Here is a 17,346-nt window from a genome sequence, read left to right on the forward strand (position 1 = left end):
ACTGCTTGCGGTGCCCTTTTGCCACCTGCGTGTTTGACGGGTATCTCCCGCCTGCTATCCACTTTTCCATCCCAGCGATTTTTTCTTGTGTCTGTTTGCTCTGCGTAAGCGGGCACAAGAAAAAGGACGAGTTCACGTCTTGCCGCACGCCGTCAAGGGCGTGCGGTAGCCATGGTGTCAGAAACGCCGGGGCGATGGCGGATCTCTCACACGGTTTGAATGGCTCCCGAATGTGCGGGGCCGCATGACATCTCAGGGGCGCTCACCGATGGCAGACAGCACAGGATTACAATTTACCGTCAAGGTGGGGGCGCTGCCCGAGAGCACCTTCGTGGTGGCCGAGTTTGCGTTGGAAGAGGCGCTGAACGGACCTTTCCAGCTGCGCTTGGAATTGGCGAGCCCAGAGCCTGACGTCGACTTCGGCGCCGTGCTGGATCAGCCGTGCGAGCTGATTGTGTGGTACAACGGCGAGCTGCAGCGGCGGGTGTGCGGGGTAGTGAGTGATTTTGCGCAAGGGGACAGCGGCTTTCGCCGTACTCGCTATCAGCTGCAGGTGCAGCCGGCGCTGTGGCGGCTATCCCTTCGTCACAATTCCCGCATCTTCCAGGCGCAAAAGCCCGATGAAATCCTCTCCATCCTGCTGCAAGAGCACGGTATCACCGACTACGCCTTTGCGCTGAAAAACGAGCACGCCCAGCGTGAATACTGCGTTCAGTATCGTGAGACCGACCTCGATTTCGTCAATCGCCTTGCTGCCGAAGACGGGCTGTTCTACTTCCATGAATTCGACGCCGGCAAACACCGCATCGTGTTTGCCGACGACGCGGCGGCCCTGACCGCTGGCCCTGAGCTCTTCTTCAACCTCGGCAACCGTTCGCTGGAGCAGGGCCCCTATGTGCGCCAGTTCCACTACCGGGAAGCGGTGCGCCCAAGCGATGTGGAGCTCAAGGACTACAGCTTCAAGACCCCGGCCTACGGCCTCTCCCACAAGAAGCAGGGGAGCGAGCTGGAGCACCAGCGCGATACCTACCAGCACTTCGACTATCCGGGTCGCTACAAGCAGGACGGCAGCGGCAAGGCGTTTGCCCAGCACAGACTCGATGCGCTGCGCAATGATGCTGTGGCAGGCAGCGGCAAGTCCAACAGCGCGGCCCTGCTGCCGGGCCAGTATTTTTCGCTGACCGAGCACCCGAATGGCAGTCTGAATACCGACTGGCAAATCGTGCGCATCAGCCACACCGGCTTGCAGCCGCAGGCGCTGGAAGAGGAGGGCGGCAGTGGCCCCACCGTCTACCACAACGAATTTTCGGTGGTCAAAGCGAGCACTAGCTGGCGGGCGCGCATCGGCAGCCCGCAAGCGCCCCACAAGCCTATGGTGGATGGCCCGCAAATCGCCATCGTAGTGGGCCCCGAGGGGGAGGAAATTTACTGCGACGAGCACGGCCGGGTGAAACTGCAATTCCCCTGGGACCGCTATGGCAGCTCCAATGACCAGAGCTCCTGCTGGGTACGCGTATCCCAAGGCTGGGCCGGCGGCCAGTACGGTATGATGGCCATTCCGCGCATCGGCCATGAAGTTATCGTCTCATTTCTGGAAGGGGACCCGGACCAGCCCATCGTCACCGGCCGCACCTTCCATGCCACCAACCGACCACCCTACGAGTTGCCTGCCAACAAGACCCGTACCGTGCTGCGCACCGAAACCCATCAGGGTGAGGGTTTCAACGAGCTGCGCTTCGAAGACCAGGCGGGGCAGGAAGAGATTTATATCCACGGTCAGAAAGACCTGAACGTACTCATCGAAAACGATGCCGCCTGGCACATCAAGCACGACCAGCACAGCGATATCGACAACGAGCGGGTGACTCGCATCAAGGCCAATGACCACCTGACGGTGGAGGGCGAGAAACGCGACCAAATCAAGGCCGATTATTCGCTCACAGTAGATGCTTCCATGCACCAGATGCTGGGGCAAAGCTGGCTCACCCAGGCGGGACAGGAAGTACACGTCAAAGCCGGCGCCAAGGTGGTGCTGGAGGCGGGATCTGAAATTACCGTCAAGGTGGGCGGCTGCTTTATCAAGGTCGATGGCGGTGGTGTCACTCTGGTCGGCCCCACCATCAAGATGAACTCAGGGGGAAGCCCGGGTTCTGGTTCAGGTTGGGCGGGTAAATCCCCTGTCGGCCCTCATGGAGTGTCCGTTCCTCCCATGCCGAAAGTGCCGCTCAGTCCTGCCCAGCTGGCAACCATGAAGAGCGCAGCACCTTTCTGTGAGGAGTGTGAGAAGTGCAAGGAGGGCGGCTGTGAAATCTGAGGTTATGTCGCTCGTTGAGTGGGTAACGGAGCAAACAGCCCCTCTCTATGCCGTGCTGGCTGGCGCCAGTGAGGCAGCGCCCTTGCAGCACTATTACCAGCTTGAGGGCCGTCATACACCGCGCGGACTCTATCTTGGTACCCCCTATCACGACTGGCTGCCCGTGATGCCCTATCTGGTGGAGCTGGACAGGGAGAGCCCCTTTATCGAATGGGCAGAGACGACCGATGCTCGCGATTGGGGATTTATTCTGGCGACTGAGCAACCTGCTAGCACCCTCTATGGTCATTTTCAGGGGCTGACCCAGATCTGGCATCAGGGTGAAGCCGTATTCTTTCGCTATTGGGATGGTGTGTATATGTCTGCCATCGCCTCGCAGCTTGGTGATGGCATGACGACGCTGTTGCCTGAACTGGATGCGATGTGGTGTCAGGGCAATGCATTTTCATGGGGACCATCGGAGCCCTGTGCTGCACGTCCATTTCCCTGGTGGGAACTTCCTCCCGCTATCGCAGCCGCATTGGCCGGGCAAGATACAGGTCCCCTTATCAACAATCTGATGCAACAGTTGGCAGATCAGAATGGCCAGCTTTACTGGTCTTTTCCCGAGACCAATCTCAGGTGCAAAGTCGCACGCTTCATTTCCCTTAGTCCATCCCCTGATATCGATCTATTTCCAGCGCTGGAAGCTGCGCTGATCAAAGAGGTTCAAGCATGAGTAATGCCGGCCAGGCCGTCTTCACCCAGGTGATCGCCGATTATCGTAATGCCCTGACTGAGTACCGCAAGGATGCCGAGAGTTTCTTTCTGGGCGACATGCTTGGTATGGACATGGAGCAGACCATCAAGGTTGGTGACAAGACGATAAAAGCCTCTTCGAGCAGCAAGAAGGCGCAATCCGTGGTCACGGAATGCCCGCAAAGTGGCACGTTGCGACTGGTCCATCTGTTTGAATCCGTGCGCTTTATTCCTATCGGTAACACCCCTTACAAGGTGGAAGCGGGCAAGATGGTTCGTGGGCGTTTTGTCAGTGAAGCAGTAGCGGATGAGGGAACCCTGGATGCCAAGGGGATTGCCGAAGTCGGTAAGCTGGCTCCGGGCCAGTCCTATCAGGTGACCTTCTATCCCAAGGTGAAGAAGAGTGATCTTGATGCCTTGTTTGCCTCCTATGTACCGGTGCAACAGGATCTGGAAGCATGGCTTACCAAAGAATGGAACAGCGAACACAAAGCAGCTTGGGGCCGTTACAGTGCCACGGGGGCTGGGTTCGGCAGCCATGCGTTGGCGGCTGCCAGTGGTGTTGGCAAGGCGCTGGTCGGGGTGTGGGACGATCTTAAAACCATCTACAACCTGTTGGCCGACCCGGTGGGGAATGCCAAAAAGTTGGCTGAGTTTGGTGTAGATGCTGCAGCCATGGCCAAGGCGGGGGCATCCCAGATGGAAGCTGCCATGCTGGTATTGCAGGATGAAGCGCTTCTTTATCTTTATGCCTATGCCCTGGTGTGCTGGGTCAAGATGTTGCCGCCGGATCAGCAGACCGAGTTTGGGTCTCAGGTGATTTCCTCTGTGCTGATTGATGTCATCATCGGTGTGATATTGACCGGTGGGGCCGGGCTTGCTGCCCGCTATGGTGCCAAGGCTGCTTCAGCGGCCAAGAACAGCGATAGAGTGATGCGCCTGGTGACCTCGCTGGTCAATCTCTCCAAAAAGCACAATTTGGCGCAACATGCCCAAACGGCCAAGAAGGTGTTGATCGCCGGGTCTGCCAAGCTGAGCCCGGCCAAGAAGGCGGATCTCAAACTGGTAGATGGCAGCGCAAAAACGCTGGTAGAGAAGGGCACGGCAGCCAAGCGTAAATTCCAGCCCCATTCCGAGATTAAGCAGCTTAAAAAGACGCTGGATGCCTCGAAAACGGCGACAACACCGGTCAATAAACCCCATCAACCTGAAGCCAAAACCTGCAAGAACAACTGCCCTGTGTCCATGGTCACCGGCGAGGAGCTGCTGGCGCTGGAGGATGCCCATCTGCCGGGCATGCTGCCGTTTACCTTTGGTCGCCTCTATCGCACGTCCGCTGTTGAGCGTTCCTGTGGCATGGGGGCGGGGTGGAGTCATGCGCTGGCCCATCGGCTCGAACGTCACGGTGATCGCCTGACCTGGTGGGATCAGGAGTCTCTTGCTATCGAGTTGCCGATGCCTTCGGCAACCAGACCCATGATCACCAACCAGTTGTCAGAGGCGGCCGTTTATCTGGGGGATGAGCCTGACGAGGTGATCGTGGCCAAGGCGGGATCGCCCTTCCTGCATTTCACCTGGCATGGCAAGACAGGCCGTCTGACGGCCATGTCAGACCTTTATGGCAACCGGCTCACTATCCGTGCCGATGAGCAGGGGCGCCCCTGCTGGATAGAAAACGAGGGCGGTCTGGCTCTTCGCATTGTCTATCAAAAGGCATATCTGGCCGCTGTCGAATTGCAGCATTTTGACGGTATTAACTGGCAGCCAGAAGCGACCTTACAACGTTATGACTATGACGATGCAGGGCACCTGGTGGTGGCGGAAAACGGGGCCGGTGAGTGCGAACGTTACCGCTATCGTCCCGATGGGGTGATCCTGGAGCGCCGACTGGCGGGCGGCGCAGGGTTTTTCTGGGAGTGGGAGCGAGAAGGGAAGCTGGCGCGCGCGGTTCGCCACTGGAGTGATGTTGCCCGTTTTGATGTCAGTTACACCTGGGATGATGACAAGGGGGAAGTGACGGTCAGCAATGCTGATGGCAGTCAGGAGGTGTACCAGCATGACAGCAACGCCCGGCTGATCCGTCAGCAAGATCCCGACGGCGCGGTCAGCGAGTTTGTCTATAACGACAAGGGTCAGAAAGTGCTGGCCCGCGATGCGCTGGGGGGCGAAACCCGTTACCACTATGACGAAGCGGGCTTGCTGGATCGTGAGATTGCTCCCGATGGCAGTCAGACCGCCTATCACTATTGGGATGGTCGGGTTCGCAAGGTGGTACAGGGGGATCGTGAGTGGCGTTTTGAACGCAACGAGCAAGGGGATGTGATTGCAAGACGGGATCCCCTTGGCCGGGAGACTCGCTACAGCTATAACGCGCAGGGCAAGCTCAACACCGTGGTGCAACCCGATGGCAGCCGCATCGAACTGGGCTGGAACCGCCTTGGGCAGTTGATTGAGGAGAAGGGCGCCAACGGTGGTGTGACCCGCTGGCGCTATGACGAGCGGGGTCGCCAGATTGTGCGGCGCGACCCGCGTGGCGCGATTACCCGTTATGAATGGAATGCGGCAGATCGCTTGCAAGCCGTGTATCTGCCAGGTGGTGGCTCCCGCCGCTTCGAATATAACGCCTACGGCAAGGTGACTGCTGAGTGGGACGAGCTGGGCCGCGAGACCCGCTACGAATATCACCCCGGCCTGCATCTGGTGAGCCGCCGCATCAACCCCGATGGCAGTGAGCTTAAGTATCGCTACGACAATGCCAAGCTCTTCTTGAGTGAGATTGAGAACGAGCATGGCGAACAGCACCGCATTCACTACTTCCCCAATGGCCTGGTCGCGCGGGAAACCGGCTTTGATGGCCGCACCACCGCTTACCGCTACGACCTCAATGGCCACCTGAGCGAGAAGGTAGAGTTCGGCAAGCAGGAGACCGAGCTGGTCACCCGCTATGAGCGAGACCCCATGGGGCGGTTGCTTAAAAAAACCTTGCCCGATGGTCGTGAAATCCAGTTCAGCTATGACCAGTACGGTCAGTTGACGCAGGTGGATGATGGCGCCTGGCCGCTCACCTTTGAATACGATACCGCAGGCAATCTGCTGGCCGAGCATCAGGGCTGGGCCTCCAGCTATTTCAAGCATGATGCCATGGGGCGGCTGTCCCACTGGCAGCTGCCCGATGGCAACAAGCTTGCTTACCACTATTTGAATGGCGAGCTAAGCGGGATTGATCTGAACGGCGCCGAGCTGACTCGCCACCAGAGGGTGGGCGGACTGGAAATGCGCCGCAGCCAGGGGGCGCTGACCCAGCAATACGAATATGATGAGCAGGGGCGCCTGACGGCTCTGCGACTGCAACGGGGCAAGCAGGTCGCCCGTGAGCGGCGTTACGGCTATGACCACACCGGCAATTTGTTGCAGATCAATGACAGCGTGCAAGGGGAGCAGCACTACCGCTACGACCCGCTGGACCGTTTGCTGGAGGTGCGTGGTGAACTGACCGAGCGGTTCCTGCATGATCCGGCGGGCAACCTGTTGAGCCAGACTTCGGGTGGTCAGTTTGATGGGGCGCGCACTCAGGGTAACCGGCTGCTGTTGAGTGGCGATCGCCATTTTGAGTACGACGAATTTGGCCGATTGGCCATCGAGCGCCGTGGCAAAGGCCAGTCGTTGGTTACCCGTTATCACTATGACTGCCAGCATCAACTGGTCAGGGCTGAACTGCCGGATGGCACTACGGCCAATTATGACTACGACGCCTTTGGCCGCCGTATTCGCAAGACGGTGAGGGGGACAAAGAGCGAGCACGTCACCGAATTCTTGTGGCAGGCCAACAACCTGATTGCCGAAAGCAGTTATCAGCTTGGTGATGATAAACGTCGTACCGATGAGCAATACCGCAGCTTTATCTATGAGCCGGGCAGCTTCAAGCCATTGGTGCAGCTGGAAGGGGAAGGGACGGATACCGAGGTATTCCATTATCAACTCGACCACCTTGGTACCCCGCTGGCGTTGACTCGTGACAATGGAGCGACTGCCTGGCAGGTGCGTTATCGCGCCTATGGCAATGTGTGGCGGGAAGAGATCGCCGACGTTGCCACTCCCTTGCGTTTTCAAGGGCAATATTTTGATGCCGAGACCGGTCTTCACTACAACCGGCACCGCTACTACCAGCCTGAAACGGGTAGATTTATCACTCCCGACCCGATAGGCTTGGCTGGCGGGCTTAATAACTACCAGTACGCCCCCAACCCGACCGGTTGGGTGGATCCGTTGGGGTTGACGAATATACCGGGGCAGTGTCCGCCGGGGCCTAATAAGAAAACCTCTTATGAGGCTGAAACTCGGCGTGAGGCATTTAGACAAGCAAAGCGTGATGCAGGAATACCCATGACCCAACAGCCTGTTAATATCACAAGGCCTGAATTATTAGATGGGGATGGCAGAGTTATTATGGGAACTAACAATCAACCAATAACAACTAAGCAATATGAGTTTATAAATACAAAAGGTGAAAATATATTTATTCAAGAGCATAGCTTAGGTCATGCTAAAGCAACTCCTGGGCACGGGTTGGAGCCGCACTTTAATATTAGGCCTTCAGATAATTTGAATACAGGGTCTGTTTTAGGAACTCATGGTCATTATAATTTTGGAGTGAAAAAATGAATTTGTTTGATGTGGTATTGCCACACCCACATTTGCAATCTTTATATCCAGAAGGAATAAATGGTGATATTTTAATCGGTAGAGTTGAGTTTTCTTCCGGTGGACATATTTTTTTAACTCTTCATACGAAAGAGAGGCCGTCTAAAGAGATTGCAAAATGGGGTTCATACGGAAGAGATTTCAATACGGTTTCAATAACTCTTTCTGTTTGTAATGCAGAAAGTGTTTATATATCCGGTTGGTATATGACAGGTTTTGTTCCTATTGATGTTGAGCAACAAAAAGATATTTTTGTTATCCGACAATGTAATGGGAATTGTAAAATAGAAATAAAGGCGGAGTTTCTGGTTTTTCAAAGTTGTAGCGTGTATTTAAGTTAAGCTTATGTCTCGAAGGCCCGGCTGATCCGTCAGCAAGATCCCGACGGCGCGGTCAGCGAGTTTGTCTATAACGACAAGGGCCAGAAAGTGCTGGCCCGCGATGCGCTAGGGGGGTGAAACCCGTTACCACTATGATGAAGCGGGCTTGCTGTAGCGCAAGATTGTTCCCGATGGCAGCCGCATCGAACTGGGCTGGAACCGCCTTGGGCAGTTGATTGAGGAGAAGGGCGCCAACGGTGGTGTGACCCGCTGGCGCTATGACGAGCGGGGTCGCCAGATTGTGCGGCGCGATTATCCGTTATGAATGGAATGCGGCAGATCGTTTGCAAGCCGTGTATCTGCCTGGTGGTGGCATCCGCCGTTTCGAATATCACCCCGGCCTGCATCTGGTGAGTCGCCGCATCAACCCCGATGGCAGTGTGCTCACGTATCGCTACGGCCTCAACGGCCATTTGAGCGAGAAGGTGGCGTTTGGCAAGCAGGAGACCGAGCTGGTCACCCGCTATGAGCGAGACCCTATGGGGGCGTTTGCCATACTGGCAGCTACCCGATGGCAACAAGCTTTCGTACCACTATTTTCATGGGAGCTAAGCGGAATTCGGTATACTGAGAGTACAGACAAAGCAATGTTTAGGGGTAATGGTAGTTTCTCTGATTTTTATATACGGAGGGATGATTTTGGAGCGCGGGCATATGAGAATGAAAAATTAGATGTACTGAAAGATAAAATATTTTGTGACTTCGGTTGTAAATGGATGTTTATTCTTTATGTATATATTTTTAATCTTCGACTTACTCAAGGTAATGTATTTAAACTCATTGGGTGAGATTTTTTTAAAAGAAAAATGGTTGAAAATTAGCGATTCGCTCTATGGGTTGGATTATGGATTTGCTGATAACTTATCAGCGAAAACTGTTTTTTTAAATTGTGCACTATCCCTGATTAATGGCGGCAATAGAGATGAAGTTCTGAAGAGTTTCTTCTCAATTATCGTTGAGGAGAGTGGGTGTGTTGAAGACTTTGAGATTTTAGATATTCTTGCCGATAAACTAGTTGCAGAACATGTCCTCACCGAGAATGAGTTAATAGTTTTTTTAAAAATGCAGATTATGGTAGGTGGTCATGATTTTTAGAGGATGCCTCCAATCAGTTGAAGTGGTGCCGTTCGATAAAGGTGCCGATGACGTTCTCGTGAATTCAAAAGAGCCAGAAAAAAAGATGATTTTACGAACCTGTCGCTTGATGTACGTTCTGAGCGTCAGGTTGTTACGCTCTATACGCTGCGTGAAGATGTTCCCGGTCAGCTGTATCTCGCGTGGGACTACCATGGCGTAGCTGCCCCAGTCATCACTGGTGATAAAGCCAAGCTAGAAATGCCCCACCAAGCTTGGCAACCAACGGCATGTTTCATCGCTGCGTGGACCAAAGGTGTAGGCAACAACGCGTTTTCTTTTAGTACCAAAGTTAATTTCGATGATTTTTGTTGCCAACATAAGCCCATTGCTCATCGAGTTCATAGATAAGCCCCACATCATCCAACACAACTGTTTCGGTAGTTACTTGCCTTTGTACGAGTTTTAAGGCGCGCAGGATGGTATTAATGCCAATGTTGAGGGCGCGAGCGGTGTCACGGATAACGGTGCCGTTGAACGCCATCCCGACAATTTTCTCTTTAACGCCTGGTTTACGACCCTCACTTGCAAGCTGAAAGAGGTGGGGGCAGGCAGGGCAACAATAAGCGAAGGTGACCGGCAGGGGGCTTATAGTGGCGATATACGCGGTCGGAGTGGCAACGAGGGCAGTGAACGATGATGATGCCATGAAGAACCGAGTTTCAAAGTATCACCATACCTTATCAACCGATCCGAGGCATCACCAATAATTGAAATTAGTATGGAATTAAAATCGTTCTAGCATTCAGTGAAAATCAATATATTTAATGAAATGGCGATAGGCATATTATGAATAAATCTGGATTTTTAAAGGTTATAGCTGGTTGGCTATGGTGTGTGTTTAATATATCTGGTTGCTCCTCGCTATTATCATCACAAGATGATCAAGAAATACATCAAGCCGCCCAGCAAGGTCAGGGGAAGGCGCAATATGAATTGGCTAACCGTTTGGCGGCCAAGCCCGATTATCCCGAGGCGATGCGCTGGATGAAACAGGCAGCCGAGCAAACAGGGCCCTTGGCTGCGGATGCTGACATTCGGGGAAAAGCGGCTCTGCAGGTAGGACGCTGGTATCAGGTGGGCTTGGGTGAGCCGAAGAATCCTCAATTGGCCGAAAACTGGTGGCAGCGCTCGGCCAAGCTGGGTAACCGTGAAGCCAGTTATCAGCTGGGGAGGAATTGTCAGCAGCAGCATAAAGGCAAGCTGATAAGCGAGTGCCTCGACTGGTTTGAGCAAGCGGCCAACCGGGACCATGCCGAAGCGCAACTGATTCTGGGGCAATGGTATGCCAAGCAGCCTGGAGCCGATGCGGATGCCGTCAAATGGTTGGAGAAAGCCGCCGAGCGCGGTAATCGCGACGCGCAATATCAGTGGGGATTGCGCTATGAGCAGGGGAAGGGGGTAAGCAAACGCAGCGATGTGGCGCTGCGCTGGTTTGAGAAGGCTGCAGCCCAGCAGCAACCGGATGCTTTGCTGATCCTGGCCCGCAAAGCTGCACCTGAGGAGGCGTTCAGTTTCTATCAACGGGCTGCCAATGCAGAGTCTGCGCCTGCTCAACTGTGGCTGGGGCAGGCTTATCTGGCAGGAGAAAAGGTCGTTCAGGATCTTGCCTTGGGTCGTTATTGGCTGGAGCTGGCTGCTGGCAATGGTTCTCATGAAGCCGAATATCAGTTGAGCCTGCAACAGAGCGATGCTGCGGCGCGAGAGCATTGGTTGACGCGTGCCGCAGAGGGCGGTTTTAGCCAGGCTCAGCTTGCATTGGCTGAATGGCTGCAAGAGCGCGGGGATCTCGCCGCCGCTCGCCAGCATTTTTCGCAGGCGGCAGCGCAGGGCAATGTCGATGCTCGCTACGCCTATGGTGAGATGCTGCGGCTGGGGTTGGGCGGTAAAGAGGATTATGCGCAAGCTCTCAAACAGTATCGATTGGCTGCCAACGCTCATCATAGATCTGCCCAGTATCGCATGGGGATGATGCGTGAGCAGGGATTGGGGGCACCTCGCAATCGACTGCATGCTTATGCGTGGTATCTGCTCGCGGCTACGGATGGCAATCATGATGCAACCAAGGCACGTGATGAGCTGGAAAAAGGCATGACAGAGAAGGAAAAGAGTGCCGGTCAGAAGCTGGCACAGCATTGGTTCGTGACACTCGCTCAAGGGAAGAAATTGGAGAGTTAGTGAGTGAACGATAAGAAATAGGTTGTGTGTGATGACTTAATGCCATTAACGCATAAACCCAATATATACACCATGGTTGTTGGCAACATTCTTTAAACAGTCAAGTGTTCGTCAGTCCCTTCATTACTCGATATGATGAAGGGACTTTTTGTGTTCGCTATGCAACCTTTTGTTACATATTTTCTTATATTGTCACGTCTGGTTCTGTCGTTAGCGTGTAAATGACAAGAGTAAATGATAATGAAATGCTCTTGGAGGATGCCTCGATTCAGTTTCAAACGTACTTCATAGAACATGTACATGTTGATTTTCGATAACCGACAGTGAGTATAAGCTGCTGTTTTTATTGTGTTTTATTTGGTTGTAATATTTTTTAAATATATCATTAATTAAGAACCAATTGACTTGACATAATGCTCGCATATACCATGCGGCGCAAATGGCTCTTAAGCCAATATGACCTCTAACAAAGAGTAGAGGCATGATAGGGTTGTATAGATAACAAGATGCATATTGTGTTTTTGATGATTAGAGCTTTGACTCTGGTATGTCAAAAATGCATCGTCGGCTGATGTTTCTCCCACCTTGTGACTACAGGTGGTTCAGTCAACTGTCATTTCTTACAGTTGCTGGTGGGGGCATTGGCTATAAGCTTTAGGGTCTTGGTTGACCCTTAACTTGGTATTTAGAGCATGGGAAAAGGAATTGACGGCGCTACTGTTGCGCCCAAAGAACGTATCAATATCAAATATGTGCCGGCAACCGGTGGTCAACAGGCGGAGATAGAGCTTCCGCTGACCATGATGGTGGTAGGCAATATGAAGGGACGTACTGAGGAAACGCCTCTTGAGGAGCGTCAGACCGTCTCCATCGACAAGAATAATTTTTCTTCCGTCATGAAAGAATCGGCACTGGAACTGAAGTTTTCCGTTCCCAATCGCTTGGAGGAGAACAGCCAGGACGAAATGCCGGTTTCGATCAAGATCCAGTCTCTGGAAGACTTCACCCCTGACAGTGTTGCCCAGCAAGTTCCCGAGCTGCGCAAGCTGCTGGAGCTGCGTGAAGCCTTGGTTGCACTGAAGGGGCCATTGGGAAATATTCCCTCCTTCCGCAATCGTTTGCAGGACCTGCTGTCCAGTGATGAGGCTCGTGAGCAACTGCTCAAGGAGCTGGATTTGATTAAGCCTGCCGAGTGATCGGCTGGTTGGATTGATTGACGAGAAAGGAAAAAACATGTCTTTGGTCGAAGAACAGGTTCAAGCGGGGGCGAGTGCCGCCCCTTCGTCCTTGCTGGACGAAATCATGGCACAGGCTCGCATCACCCCGGTCGATGAAGGCTACAGTGTTGCCAAGCAAGGTGTTGCTGCCTTGATCGCCAATATTCTGGATAGCGGCACCACAAGCGGTCCGGTCAACAAGGCGCTGGTAGACAGCATGATTGTCGAGCTCGACAAGAAGCTGAGCAAACAGATGGACGTAATCCTGCACGCCAAAGAATTGCAGGAGATGGAGTCTTCTTGGCGTTCGCTCAAGTTGTTGGTGGATCGCACCGATTTTCGTGAGAACATCAAGATCCAGGTGTTGCATGCGACCAAGGAAGAGTTGCTGGAGGATTTCGAGTTTTCTCCTGAAATCACCCAGTCTGGTCTCTACAAGCATGTTTACTCGACAGGTTATGGTCAGTTTGGCGGTCAGCCTGTCGGTGCCGTGATCGGTGATTATGCCTTCACTCACAGTTCACCTGATATCAAGCTGATGCAGTATGTCAGTGCCGTCGGTGCCATGGCCCATGCCCCCTTTATCTCTTCGGTTGCACCCGCCTTCTTCGGCGTCGACAGCTTTACCGATCTGCCGTCCATCAAGGACCTCAAATCGGTCTTCGAAGGCCCGTCCTACACCAAGTGGCGTTCACTGCGCGAGTCGGAGGATGCCCGCTATCTGGGGCTGACCGCGCCGCGTTTCCTGGCCCGCCTGCCGTATGATCCGACCGAAAATCCCATCAAGGGTTTCAACTATCAGGAAGACATCAGCTCGGATCACGACCACTACCTGTGGGGCAACACCGCTTATCTGATGGGAACCTCCCTGACCGACAGTTTTGCCAAGTATCGTTGGTGCCCGAACATCATAGGTCCGCAGAGCGGTGGTGCCATCCACGATCTGCCGGTGCATGTCTATGAGGCCATGGGGCAGCTGCAAGCCAAGATCCCGACCGAAGTGCTCATCACCGACCGTCGTGAGTATGAGCTGTCAGAAGAGGGTTTCATCACCCTGACCATGCGCAAAGACAGTGACAATGCGGCCTTCTTCTCTGCCAACTCGGTGCAAAAACCCAAGGTGTTCCCGAACACCAAGGAAGGCAAGGAAGCGGAGACCAACTACAAGCTGGGCACCCAGTTGCCCTACATGTTCATCATCAATCGCCTGGCACACTACATCAAGGTGTTGCAGCGCGAGCAGATCGGTTCCTGGAAGGAGCGTCAGGATCTGGAGCGTGAACTGAATGGCTGGATCAAGCAGTACGTTGCCGATCAGGAGAACCCGCCGGCAGACGTGCGCAGCCGTCGCCCGCTGCGTGCCGCCCAGATCAAGGTGCTGGACGTGGAAGGTGAGCCGGGTTGGTACCAGGTTGCCATGGCCGTGCGTCCGCACTTCAAGTACATGGGGGCCAGCTTCGAGCTGTCTCTGGTAGGTCGACTGGACAAGGAATAATGCCCGATGCCGTATCTCTCTTCCTGGGATAGAGGAAATGCGGCCAGTCTGTTTGATCGTATCCGGGGGGAGGGGCTTGGCTCTTCCCCCCATTCGGAAGTTGATGAACTGGTCGATTCTGTCAAGCGGCAGCTCGACCAGATCCTCAACACCCGTCCCGGCAATTGCCGTAGTGCTCCCGAGCTGGGTGTCATCGATCTCAATGACGCCACGCAGGGCAGTGCGGACATCAAGGGGCGGATCCGTGAGGCGATCCGGCAATGCATCCGTCGTTATGAACCGCGGATCATTCATGTGGATGTGCGTTCACCCGATCATCAGGCGAGCCCGCTTGAGATGTCGTTTCAGGTGACGGCCCACGTGAGGCTGGAGCATATCGAGCAGGTTACCTCGTTCAATGTCCATATGGACAGTCACCGTCACTACCGCATGGTCTGATCAATGTCGCTGGAACATTACTTCAGGGATGAATTGGCATTTTTGCGCCTGCAGGGGCGCGAATTCGCTGATGCCTATCCCGAACTCACCCGTTTTCTGTCGGAGCAGAATACCGACCCGGATGTGGAACGCCTGCTGGAAGGCTTTGCGTTTCTCACGGGCAATCTGCGCGCCAAGATCGAGGATGAGTTTCCCGAGCTGACCCATGGTCTGCTCAATATGCTCTGGCCCAACTATCTGCGCCCCGTACCCAGCATGACCATCATGCAGTTTTCGGTCATACCGGGGGCCATCGCCCAACCGGCGCTGGTCAGGCAGGGTTGCCAGCTCGACAGCCTGCCCATCGACGAGGTGACCTGTCATTTTCAGACCTGTCACGATACCTGGGTCTATCCGGCAGATATCCATCATATTTCGGCGCAAAGTGGTAACGATCTCTCCACCATCTCGCTGGATATCGCCCTGCATGCCCCCTTGCCATTGAGCGAACTGCAGCTGGACAAGCTGCGTTTCTTCCTCGGTGGCGACAGCTATACCGCCTATGAGCTCTACTTCTGGCTCTCCAACCAGCTCTCCCACATCGAGCTGGAGATCGATGGCAAGCGCTTTCGCCAGGAGGCCAAGGCGTTGAAATCGGTCGGCTTCGAGCGTGATGATGCGCTCCTGCCTTACCCAAACAACGTCTATTCCGGCTACCGGATCCTGCAGGAGTACTTCTGCTTTCCGGAAAGCTTCCTCTTCTTTGAACTCTCGGGTGGCGAGTGGCCCAAACAGCCGTTGCCGGTGAGCGAGTTCAAGATCCACTTCTGCTTCGATCGGCCCCTGCCGGCGGAGCTCAAGATCCGTCCCGACTCCTTCATGCTCAACTGTGTGCCGGCCATTAACCTGTTCCAGCACGACAGCGAGCCGGTCAATCTCAACGGGCGTCAGGCGGAGTATCCCCTCAAGGCGAGCTATCGCCATGCCGACAGTTTCGAGATCTTTTCGGTGGATCAGGTTGAGGGCTGGGTCGAGGGCAATCTGGGCCGCTCCCGCGGCACGCCGCGTATCTATCAGCCGTTCGAAAGTTTTCAGCACCAGATTGAACGTGCCAAGCACAGGCTGGCGCTCTATTACCGGGTGCGGGTCAGAGAGTCGGTCAGCGGCGATGGTTTCGAGCACAGCCTTTCGTTCGTGCGGGGTGATGAAACCACCACTGTCGATCTGGATGAGTCGATTTCGGTCACGCTCACCTGCACCAATCGCTCCCGCGCTGCTCGTCTCAAGGTCGGCAGCATCTGCGTGCCGACCGGCAGCTCGCCCTCGTTTGCCACCTTTCGCAACCTGATCAGGCCGACCCGGCCACTGCGCCCGGCACTGGATGGCAGTCTGCACTGGACGCTGATTTCCAACCTGTCGCTCAACTATGTCTCCCTGTTGCGGCGGGATGCCCTGGTACAGGTGCTGCGCACCTACGATTTTCCCGCGCTGCATGACAAGCAGGCGGAGCAGGCGTCACGCAAGCGGCTGGCGGGGATCGAGGAGATCGAAACCACCCCGGTCGACCGTCTGGTACGGGGTATGCCGGTGCGTGGACTCAAGTCGGTGCTCTCCATCCGTCAGTCCGCTTTTGGCAGCGAAGGGGAGCTCTACCTGTTCAGCACAGTGCTGGCGCACTTCTTCTCGCTGTACGCCAGCGTCAACGCTTTCCACCTGCTGGAGGTGGTCAATCTCGACAACAAGGAGCGCTATCAATGGCCAGTCCAGATCGGTCAGCACTCCCTGATGTGACGTCCGCCAAGGACGCGCCTCGCTTCAACTTCTTCCAGCTGGTTGAGCTGCTCAACCGGCTGGACGGTGCCGATCAGGAGCGCGGCCTTGACCATCTGCCGAGTGACGAGAACATCCGCTTCAAGGCGACCGCCTCTCTGGGCTTTCCCACCAGCGACGTGTTGCAGATAGGTAGAGATGGCAAGGGGCGCCACGAGCTGGAGGTGGCCTTCCTCGGCCTGCATGGCAGCCAGTCTCCCATGCCCGGCTATTACCTGGACTCGCTGGCGTGGGAGTACGCGCAGGGGGAGCAGAAGCTGGGTCTGTTTCTGGACTTCTTTCATCACCGCCTGCTGACCCTGCTGCACAGGATCTGGCGCAAGTATCGCTATCACGTCCGTTTTCAGGACAACGGCGAGGATGGATTTTCCCGCCTGATGTTCGCTCTCGTGGGGCTGGGCAACGAGGCTGTCTGCCAGAGCCTGCCGGTCAACCGCGCCAAGATGCTCTCTTATGCGGGCATGCTGGCCAGCCCCAGTCGCTCCCCCGAGGTGGTAGCGGGTCTGGTGGCGCACTGTTTCGATCTGGCGGATGTGGAGGTGAGTGCCTGGCAGTGGCGCAAGGTGCCCATCCAGCAGGATCAGCAAAACCGGCTGGGCGGCGCTTGCGCCACCCTGGGCAGCGACTTTGTCATTGGCGACAAGGTGAACGACTGCGCCGGTAAGTTTTTATTGAAGATCAACAACCTGAGTTTTGGCCAGTTTCTCGGGTTTCTCCCGAACGGAGAGCACTTTCACGCCCTGGTGACCTTTGTCTCCTTCATCCTGCGCGACCAATTGGCCTGGGATCTGCGACTCGGCTTCGGCCAGGAGCAGGCCCGGGGGTTGCGATTGGGGGAGGAGCAGAGTGCGCGCCTGGGCTGGAGTACCTTTCTGGGCCAACCGCCCAGTGACCCGTTCGTGACTATCTGTGTACAGGAATAAGCGCAGGAAATTCAGTGTC

Annotated in this window: 12 protein-coding genes and 1 pseudogene; 12 read left to right on the forward strand and 1 reads right to left on the reverse strand. The window is 55.0% G+C overall.

Annotated features, from left to right (window positions below; genetic code table 11):
* The first annotated feature begins 268 nt into the window (after positions 1 to 268).
* From BN1128_RS14040 to BN1128_RS14060, 6 genes are all read left to right on the forward strand, one after another.
* Positions 269 to 2,314, forward strand: a complete 2,046-nt coding sequence (locus BN1128_RS14040; protein WP_042869794.1) for a type VI secretion system Vgr family protein — start codon at positions 269 to 271, stop codon at positions 2,312 to 2,314.
* A complete protein-coding gene (locus BN1128_RS14045; RefSeq protein ID WP_042869796.1) occupies positions 2,304 to 3,032 on the forward strand; it encodes a DUF4123 domain-containing protein in 729 nt (242 codons plus the stop codon). Before BN1128_RS14040 ends, BN1128_RS14045 begins: the two co-directional genes overlap by 11 nt.
* Positions 3,029 to 7,714, forward strand: a complete 4,686-nt coding sequence (locus BN1128_RS14050; protein WP_042869798.1) for an RHS repeat-associated core domain-containing protein — start codon at positions 3,029 to 3,031, stop codon at positions 7,712 to 7,714. The genes BN1128_RS14045 and BN1128_RS14050 overlap by 4 nt, the downstream gene beginning before the upstream one ends.
* On the forward strand, positions 7,711 to 8,094 hold the full coding sequence (locus BN1128_RS25445) for a hypothetical protein (protein WP_156140346.1): 384 nt from the start codon (positions 7,711 to 7,713) through the stop codon (positions 8,092 to 8,094). The genes BN1128_RS14050 and BN1128_RS25445 overlap by 4 nt, the downstream gene beginning before the upstream one ends.
* 257 nt (positions 8,095 to 8,351) lie before the next feature.
* Positions 8,352 to 8,921 carry a hypothetical protein gene (locus BN1128_RS26250; RefSeq protein ID WP_042869800.1) on the forward strand — a complete coding sequence of 190 codons (570 nt, stop codon included), beginning with the start codon at positions 8,352 to 8,354 and terminating at the stop codon, positions 8,919 to 8,921.
* 22 nt (positions 8,922 to 8,943) lie between these two features.
* Positions 8,944 to 9,228, forward strand: a complete 285-nt coding sequence (locus BN1128_RS14060; protein ID WP_042869801.1) for a hypothetical protein — start codon at positions 8,944 to 8,946, stop codon at positions 9,226 to 9,228.
* Positions 9,229 to 9,241: 13 nt separating this feature from the next.
* Here BN1128_RS14060 and BN1128_RS24730 read toward each other — a convergent pair.
* Positions 9,242 to 9,951 (reverse strand): annotated as a pseudogene (locus BN1128_RS24730) (IS1 family transposase).
* A gap of 105 nt (positions 9,952 to 10,056) precedes the next feature.
* On the opposite strand from BN1128_RS24730, the gene BN1128_RS14075 reads away from it, so the two are divergent.
* From BN1128_RS14075 to tssG, 6 genes are all read left to right on the forward strand, one after another.
* Positions 10,057 to 11,445, forward strand: a complete 1,389-nt coding sequence (locus BN1128_RS14075; protein WP_042869803.1) for a tetratricopeptide repeat protein — start codon at positions 10,057 to 10,059, stop codon at positions 11,443 to 11,445.
* A 692-nt stretch (positions 11,446 to 12,137) separates the two neighbouring features.
* Entirely contained in the window at positions 12,138 to 12,641 is a 504-nt protein-coding gene (tssB, locus tag BN1128_RS14080) for a type VI secretion system contractile sheath small subunit (protein ID WP_042869806.1), read from the forward strand.
* A 37-nt stretch (positions 12,642 to 12,678) separates the two neighbouring features.
* Complete coding sequence (tssC, locus tag BN1128_RS14085; protein ID WP_042869808.1) at positions 12,679 to 14,157, forward strand: type VI secretion system contractile sheath large subunit; 1,479 nt, start codon at positions 12,679 to 12,681, stop codon at positions 14,155 to 14,157.
* Between the two features lie 6 nt (positions 14,158 to 14,163).
* The gene (gene tssE, locus BN1128_RS14090) at positions 14,164 to 14,595 is read left to right on the forward strand and encodes a type VI secretion system baseplate subunit TssE (RefSeq protein ID WP_042869811.1); all 432 of its coding nucleotides are present in this window, start codon (positions 14,164 to 14,166) and stop codon (positions 14,593 to 14,595) included.
* Between the two features lie 3 nt (positions 14,596 to 14,598).
* A complete protein-coding gene (gene tssF, locus BN1128_RS14095; RefSeq protein WP_042869813.1) occupies positions 14,599 to 16,365 on the forward strand; it encodes a type VI secretion system baseplate subunit TssF in 1,767 nt (588 codons plus the stop codon).
* Positions 16,329 to 17,327 carry a type VI secretion system baseplate subunit TssG gene (gene tssG / locus BN1128_RS14100; protein WP_042869888.1) on the forward strand — a complete coding sequence of 333 codons (999 nt, stop codon included), beginning with the start codon at positions 16,329 to 16,331 and terminating at the stop codon, positions 17,325 to 17,327. Before tssF ends, tssG begins: the two co-directional genes overlap by 37 nt.
* Positions 17,328 to 17,346 lie beyond the last annotated feature (19 nt).

The sequence above is a fragment of the Aeromonas piscicola genome, from assembly GCF_000820005.1.
In the GTDB taxonomy this organism is placed as follows: domain Bacteria; phylum Pseudomonadota; class Gammaproteobacteria; order Enterobacterales; family Aeromonadaceae; genus Aeromonas; species Aeromonas piscicola.

Coding starts and splice junctions, on each gene's coding strand:
- BN1128_RS14040 (WP_042869794.1), top strand. CDS start 269: ATGGCAGACAGCACAGGATTACAATTTACCGTCAAGGTGGGGGCGCTG.
- BN1128_RS14050 (WP_042869798.1), top strand. CDS start 3,029: ATGAGTAATGCCGGCCAGGCCGTCTTCACCCAGGTGATCGCCGATTAT.
- BN1128_RS25445 (WP_156140346.1), top strand. CDS start 7,711: ATGAATTTGTTTGATGTGGTATTGCCACACCCACATTTGCAATCTTTA.
- BN1128_RS26250 (WP_042869800.1), top strand. CDS start 8,352: ATGACGAGCGGGGTCGCCAGATTGTGCGGCGCGATTATCCGTTATGAA.
- BN1128_RS14075 (WP_042869803.1), top strand. CDS start 10,057: ATGAATAAATCTGGATTTTTAAAGGTTATAGCTGGTTGGCTATGGTGT.
- tssB (WP_042869806.1), top strand. CDS start 12,138: ATGGGAAAAGGAATTGACGGCGCTACTGTTGCGCCCAAAGAACGTATC.
- tssC (WP_042869808.1), top strand. CDS start 12,679: ATGTCTTTGGTCGAAGAACAGGTTCAAGCGGGGGCGAGTGCCGCCCCT.
- tssE (WP_042869811.1), top strand. CDS start 14,164: ATGCCGTATCTCTCTTCCTGGGATAGAGGAAATGCGGCCAGTCTGTTT.
- tssF (WP_042869813.1), top strand. CDS start 14,599: ATGTCGCTGGAACATTACTTCAGGGATGAATTGGCATTTTTGCGCCTG.
- tssG (WP_042869888.1), top strand. CDS start 16,329: ATGGCCAGTCCAGATCGGTCAGCACTCCCTGATGTGACGTCCGCCAAG.